We start from the raw sequence: 1,150 nt of genomic DNA, 5'->3' as shown, positions 1-1,150 counted from the left end.
ACGCTGCGGTTGGCGACGGACAGCGTGCCGATGAAGCCATCCACCGGCGCGCGCACGGTCAGTTCTTCGACGCGGCGCTGGGCATTGGACAGCGAAGCTTTCTGGCGTTCCAGCTGAGCGGTCTTGGTTTTCAGTTCGAGCGCCACATTGTCCTGTTCCAGTTCCGCCGCCATCTTGGTGTGCTTGGCGCGGATCTCGGCGGCGGCAACGGCGTCCTTGGCTTTCTGGTAGTCGATCTTGGCCACAATRCCTTCATTCGACACGCTGTCGTAACGCTGCAGCGTCCGCATGGCGGACACGCGGTCAATCTCCGCGGTATCGGCTTCGCGCTGCGCCGCCAGCTTCTGCTTGCGGGCCAGGATCTGCTGGCGCGCCACTTCGGCGGTCAGTTCGTTGTAGCTGGACTGTTCCTTCTTCAATTCGTCCATCAGGTCGGGCGATTCGAGGACGGCCAGGACATCGCCTTTCTTCACGGTGTCGCCCGCATGGACTTTCAGGGTGACGGTGGACGGCGAGGTGGAGTACAGCGTCGGGCTGACGGCTGCCACGATGCGGCCATTGACCGCCGCGTCGCGGATCAGCGTGCCGCGCGTGACTTCGGCGATACGCAGGCGCGAGGCGTTGATGGAATGCTGGCTGCCACTCCAGGTCCTGACCAGCCCAAAAGCGGCGGCAGCAACGACCACGCCGCCAATCAGCAGCATGGCACGGCGCTTGGTCTTCAGTCCTGATGGCGGGGCAATCACAGTATCTTGATGTGAGGTGTCGCGGATCATTTTGTTCTTCGGTGTCTGGTGAAAGAGTCAAGGTTGACGTTGCACGAACTGTGCCAGCGCGTAAGCGATTGATTTTTAAGACTGTCCGCACTTCCTTTACCCTGTCCGCGGCCGTCCGGTCGTCCGCGTTTCCCGCATTGACAGGGCCGAAAGGGGATGCCAAGATGAAATAGTTGCAATGTTTGCATCACCTATCAACCTGGGAGCTACGATGAAACCTGTCCGTCTGTTGTCCCCGCTTGTGCTTGCCCTTTCCCTCGCTTTTGCACATGCCGCTGAAACGCCTGATGGCGCTTTCGCCGGCAAGCTCGCTGCCGACAAGCCACTGCTGACTGCCACCGGCACCCAGGTCACGGGGCCGCGCGATTGGACGG

General features: G+C 61.4%; 1 protein-coding gene. It reads right to left on the bottom strand.

Features of this window, described 5'->3' with window-relative positions; all coding sequences use genetic code 11:
* A partial coding sequence (locus AB4Z11_RS32210) for an HlyD family secretion protein (RefSeq protein ID WP_442030319.1) occupies nucleotides 1-746 on the bottom strand: 746 nt, incomplete at its 3' end.
* Nucleotides 747-1,150: the final 404 nt, after the last annotated feature.

Source organism: Pseudoduganella sp. RAF53_2 (assembly GCF_052113985.1).
In the GTDB taxonomy this organism is placed as follows: Bacteria; Pseudomonadota; Gammaproteobacteria; order Burkholderiales; family Burkholderiaceae_D; genus Rugamonas.
The sequence above is the reverse complement of the archived record's forward strand: the minus strand, read 5'-3'. Positions and strand labels throughout refer to the sequence as shown.